Source organism: uncultured Caballeronia sp., assembly GCF_964243625.1.
Classification (GTDB): domain Bacteria; phylum Pseudomonadota; class Gammaproteobacteria; order Burkholderiales; family Burkholderiaceae; genus Caballeronia.
On record NZ_CAXTGZ010000472.1, the window covers coordinates 1 to 4,779 of the forward strand.

Consider the following 4,779-nt stretch of genomic DNA (forward strand, 5'->3'; position numbering starts at 1 on the left):
GTCCGCTACGTCCGCTACGTCCGCTACGTCCGCTACGTCCGCTACGTCCGCTACGCGCCCCGACACCCGCTGCTCCGCCTGCTCCCTGCACGCCATCTGCATGCCGACGCAACTGACCGGCGCCGAACTCGACAGGCTCGATGCGATCGTCTGCTCGACCCGGCTCGTGCGGCGCGGCGAGACGCTGTACCGCACGGGAGACGCGTTTAAAAGCATTTACGCCGTGCGCACGGGCTGTTTCAAGACCGTGGTCACGCATCGCGACGGGCAGCAGCAGGTCACGGGTTTTCACATCGCGGGCGAACCGCTTGGACTCGACGGCGTCTGCTCAGGCGAACAGAACTGCGATGCAATTGCGCTCGAAGACAGCAAGGTTTGCGTGATCCCCTTCGACCTCCTGGAGGAGCTCTGCCACGACGTCAAAGCCGTGCAGCAGCATGTCCACCGGATGATGAGCGGCGAGATCGTGAGGGAATCCGGCCTGATGATGATGTTGGGCACGATGACCGCCGAGCAGCGCGTCGCGACCTTCCTGATGAATCTGTCTACGCGGATGAAGGTACGTGGCTATTCGGCGGCAGAGTTCAACCTGCGCATGACGCGAGAAGAGATTGGCAGCTATCTCGGGTTGAAGCTCGAGACGGTGAGCCGGATGTTCTCGAAGCTACAAAAAGAACGGATCGTCGATACGAACGGCAAGCAGATCCGGATCGTCGACAGCGAGCGGCTCGCCGAAGTCTGACTGGGCGCCTCACATCGCGGCTCGCAATGCCGATGGCGGAACACGATGCCCCTGAATTATTTGCGCAGCTTCACGCGGCCCGAACGCACCGACCAGAGCAACCGGCGCCTCGGGCGCTGGCTTGCGTTCATTGCAGGCGCTGCGAACGCCGGCGGTTTTCTTGCCGTCGGCCAGTACACGTCGCACATGTCCGGCGTGGTGTCGGCGCTGGCCGATAACCTGTCGCTCGGCGAGACGGGTCTCGTTGTCGCGGGCCTCAGTTCGCTCGTGGCGTTCATGTCGGGCGCCGCCACGTCCGCGATCATGATCAACTGGGGCAGGCGGCGCGCAGCGCAAAGCGAATACGCGTTGCCCTTGCTGCTCGAAGCTGCGTTGCTGCTGCTCTTTGGGCTGATCGGCGCGAACCTGGAACAGGACCGGATCTTGTTCGTCCCGGCCACGGTCGCGTTGCTCTGCTTTGTGATGGGCCTGCAGAACGCAATGATCACCAAGATCTCCAAGGCGGAAATCCGCACCACGCACGTGACCGGGCTTGTAACCGATATGGGTATCGAGCTTGGCAAGCTCGTGTACTGGAATACTTCGACCGACGAACCCGGCATGAAAGCCGTGAAGGCGGACCGGTCGAAGCTCGGGCTGCTCGCGTCGTTGCTGGGGATGTTTTTTACCGGCGGGATTGCGGGGGCGATGGGATTCAAGTACGTCGGTTTTATCGCAACGATACCGCTCGCCGCAATGCTCGTGGTGCTCGCGGTCGTGCCGCTGGTCGATGATCTCGTTGGCCAGCGGCATTGACGTATTGACGCCTGCTCAACCGAGCGTGAAGCGATCCCGCGTGGTCACATAATCGCTGGCACCGAAGCGCCCGACCGGAAAGTAATGCTGCAGCCGCACGCGCCAGGTTTCGGTATCGATGAGTTCGTCGCGCGCGTGCAGCCGGTGAACCCGACCGATGAAAATATGCCGGCTCGTGGTTTCCAGCGTCTCCCATAACGTACATTCGAACGCCACCGGCGCCTCTACGATTCTCGGCGGCGCGACGTGCGAACTCGCAACCGGCGTGAGCCCGACTTTTTCGAGCTCGCTGACATCGGGCGGCAGGCGCTCTCCGCAGCGATGCATCTTCTCGGCCATCGCCTCGTCGCTGAGATGCACGACAAACTCGCGGCTGCGCGCAATGTTCGTGGCGGTGTCCTTGAGCGATCCATCGTCGAGACGATTGATGCTGATCATCACAATGGGCGGTTCCTCGCCCATCATGTTGAACATCGAGAACGGTGCTGCGTTGATCGTGCCGGTCTCGCTCAAGGTGGTGACGAGCGCGATGGGACGCGGCACGATCAGGCTAGCCATGAGTTTGTAACGCTGATATTCGGTGATGGCTTCGAAATCGATTTCCATGATGGACTGTCCGGTGTTTGCTTGCTCAGGGTTGAACCATGCCGAGCAGTTGCCCAAGGCTTTTCTCGCCTTGCATGCGTGATGTTTCGATGCGCTCTTCGAGCTCGCGAAGATGCGCTTCCATGCGGCTGATGGCGCCGGGCGCATCGCGCGCCTCGATGCAATCGACGATTGCCGCGTGTTCGTCGTGTTCGCATGGCGCATTGCCCGGAGGCTCGTACACGCCGACGATCAGGGAGCATCGCGATACCAGTTCGCTCAAGTAGCGCTGCAGGATCGAGTTGCCCGCGAGTCCTGCAATACGCAGGTGGAAGTCGCTGGCAAGACGCGCCCACGAAGGCTGGTCGAAGCGATGCATGGCTTCGTGTTCATCGGCAAGCTGGCGGCGCAACGCTTCAATGTCGCGCGCGCTCGCGCGTTGCACCGCGAGTTCCACGAGCACGCGTTCGAGTGAACGCCGGGCCTCGAAAATCTCCCGCGTCTCCTCGGGCGACGGCTCCGCGATCACCGCACCCTTGTTCGGCCGCAACGCGACAATACCTTCATACGCGAGGCGCTCCAGCACGCGCCGCACGACCGCGCGGCCAACGCCGAACAACTGGCACAACTCCGGCTCCGGCAGCTTGGTGCCGGGCGTCAGGCGATGATTGAGGACGCCGTCGAAGATCGCCTGATAGAGGCGTGTGTCCACGTCCTGCGGCGTGTCACGCCCGGGCGGTTTGTCTGCGACGCGCAGCGCGGGTTTCGGTGTCATGTTTGTGCCTGAAGGCGCGAAGAACCCGTGAGCCCTGCGCGTTCCATCTCGTCCATGTGACGCGCGATCGCGCCGGGCGTGGTCATCCAGACATCACCTTTTGCGCGCGCCGCCGCGATATGTTGAAGCGCGCGCCGCAGATGACGCAACCGGTACGGCTGTCCCACCAGGTAGGGATGCAACGCGATACCCATCACGAGCGCCTGCTTGTGGCGGCTGTTGTTCGCTTGCTCAAGCATCTCGTCGAACTGGTCGATGATCATGTCCGCGAAAGCACACGCATCCAGTTGACGGCCGATGATCATCGGCAAGTCGTTGAGTTCTTGCGGATAAGGAATCGACCAGAGCGAGCCGGCGCGCGTCGCCATGCGGACAGGCCGGTCATCGTGGCACCAGTTGAGCGTGTAGCCGTAGCCGGATTCCGCAAGCAGATCGGGCGTCAGGTGCGACTCCGAGATCCACGGAGACAGCCAGCCCGAGGGCGGCGTGCCCGAATGCAATGCAATCCGCTCGCGGCAATGAAGCAACAACGCGCGCTCGGCGTTTTCATCGAGATCGCTCTGACGATGCGCATTCGTATGCCCATGCGCGATGATTTCATCGCCGCGTGCAACACATGCATCGATGACGTCCGGGCAGTGATCATAGAGCGCTGTGTTGATCAGCGTGCCCGAAGGCATGTCGAGCTGATCGAACAGTTCCATGCAGCGCCAGACGCCCACCCGGTTGCCGTATTCTCGCCAGCTGTAGTTGAGCACATCGGGTTGCGGCGAGACGGGACCCAGCGCCGCGCCGAGTCCTTCACCAAACGCAAAGTGTTCGATATTGAAGCCGAGATAGACGGCAAGTCCAGTGTCTCCCGGCCATCGAAACGAATCGGTATCGGCGATTGCCCGATACGGAAACCGCTCATGCGTCACGAGCGGACCGAACGTGGGTCCATGTGATGCGCCGGCATGACCAATGATGTCCATATTCAAAACCCCGATGACTGCGTGTACTGCGCGTGAACCGTTTTGGTGGATCGCGCCCCGAAGCGGATCGGCGGCGCACCTTGATCGTGCGGTTTCCGGTCTTCAATCGCCGACGGATCGATTTCGAATCGTGTGCAATTTACACGCCATATCGTAGACGTTCAATAGCAGCGATGGTTTGCATGGAACTCAAGACGCTGCGAACAAAGTGGCATGTGTCTTGCATTTGACGACCCGCCAGCCAACGCTTGCTTTTTTGTGCAGCACCTACCCGGGAACGCATCGCATGAGTCCGTCTATATGAGTCAGTCCACTTCTGCCGTACTCAAGACCGAAGCCGCGGACATCGAACTCGTTCATGTGTCGAAGCAATATGGCGATTCGCTCGCGGTCGATTCCATCGACTTGCGCATTCCCGGCGGACAGTACTGCTGCCTGCTTGGACCGTCGGGCTGCGGCAAGACATCGACATTGAGGATGATCGCGGGCCACGAATCGATCACCGATGGCGACATCCTCATTGGCCAGCGCAACGTCACGCGCGCGCAACCCGCCACGCGCGGCACCGCAATGGTCTTCCAGAGCTACGCGCTCTTTCCCCATCTGTCCGCACTCGATAACGTCGCGTTCAGCCTGAAGATGCGCGGTGTCGCAAAAGACGCGCGCCGCAAGCGTGCAGGCGAACTGCTCGAACTCGTTGCAATGAGTGCATTCGCCGAACGCAAGCCGTCGCAATTATCGGGCGGCCAGCAACAGCGCGTGGCGCTCGCGCGTGCATTGCTGAACGAACCCCGTTGCCTGTTGCTCGATGAACCTTTGTCGGCGCTCGACCCGTTCCTGCGCATCCAGATGCGCGCCGAACTCAAGCGCTGGCAAAAGGAACTCGGCATCACCTTCGTGCACGTCAC

The 4,779-nt window shown here is 61.4% G+C and carries 6 protein-coding genes; 3 read left to right on the forward strand and 3 right to left on the reverse strand.

Annotated features, from left to right (window positions below):
• A partial coding sequence (gene fnr, locus ACFFAR_RS24965; RefSeq protein WP_375508641.1) for a fumarate/nitrate reduction transcriptional regulator Fnr occupies positions 1-742 on the forward strand: 742 nt, incomplete at its 5' end.
• Between the two features lie 45 nt (positions 743-787).
• Positions 788-1,537 (forward strand): YoaK family protein, encoded by a 750-nt coding sequence (locus tag ACFFAR_RS24970; RefSeq protein ID WP_375508642.1) that lies wholly within the window; start codon positions 788-790, stop codon positions 1,535-1,537.
• A 15-nt stretch (positions 1,538-1,552) separates the two neighbouring features.
• On the opposite strand, the gene ACFFAR_RS24975 is transcribed toward ACFFAR_RS24970, so the two are convergent.
• From ACFFAR_RS24975 to ACFFAR_RS24985, 3 genes are read right to left on the reverse strand one after another with little or no spacing between them, the layout of a single operon-like run.
• Positions 1,553-2,143 (reverse strand): flavin reductase family protein, encoded by a 591-nt coding sequence (locus tag ACFFAR_RS24975; RefSeq protein ID WP_075360334.1) that lies wholly within the window; start codon positions 2,141-2,143, stop codon positions 1,553-1,555.
• A 25-nt stretch (positions 2,144-2,168) separates the two neighbouring features.
• Positions 2,169-2,897 carry an FCD domain-containing protein gene (locus ACFFAR_RS24980; protein WP_174365236.1) on the reverse strand — a complete coding sequence of 243 codons (729 nt, stop codon included), beginning with the start codon at positions 2,895-2,897 and terminating at the stop codon, positions 2,169-2,171.
• On the reverse strand, positions 2,894-3,871 hold the full coding sequence (locus ACFFAR_RS24985; protein WP_174365237.1) for a polysaccharide deacetylase family protein: 978 nt from the start codon (positions 3,869-3,871) through the stop codon (positions 2,894-2,896). Before ACFFAR_RS24985 ends, ACFFAR_RS24980 begins: the two co-directional genes overlap by 4 nt.
• 300 nt (positions 3,872-4,171) lie before the next feature.
• Between ACFFAR_RS24985 and ACFFAR_RS24990 the strand changes: the two genes are divergently transcribed.
• Positions 4,172-4,779, forward strand: a 608-nt coding sequence (locus tag ACFFAR_RS24990) for an ATP-binding cassette domain-containing protein (RefSeq protein WP_174365238.1), incomplete at its 3' end; no start/stop codon positions are given.

Excerpts from the sequence above, each read along its gene's own strand:
- ACFFAR_RS24970 (WP_375508642.1), top strand. The coding sequence starts at position 788 with ATGCCCCTGAATTATTTGCGCAGCTTCACGCGGCCCGAACGCACCGAC.
- ACFFAR_RS24975 (WP_075360334.1), bottom strand. The coding sequence starts at position 2,143 with ATGGAAATCGATTTCGAAGCCATCACCGAATATCAGCGTTACAAACTC.
- ACFFAR_RS24980 (WP_174365236.1), bottom strand. The coding sequence starts at position 2,897 with ATGACACCGAAACCCGCGCTGCGCGTCGCAGACAAACCGCCCGGGCGT.
- ACFFAR_RS24985 (WP_174365237.1), bottom strand. The coding sequence starts at position 3,871 with ATGGACATCATTGGTCATGCCGGCGCATCACATGGACCCACGTTCGGT.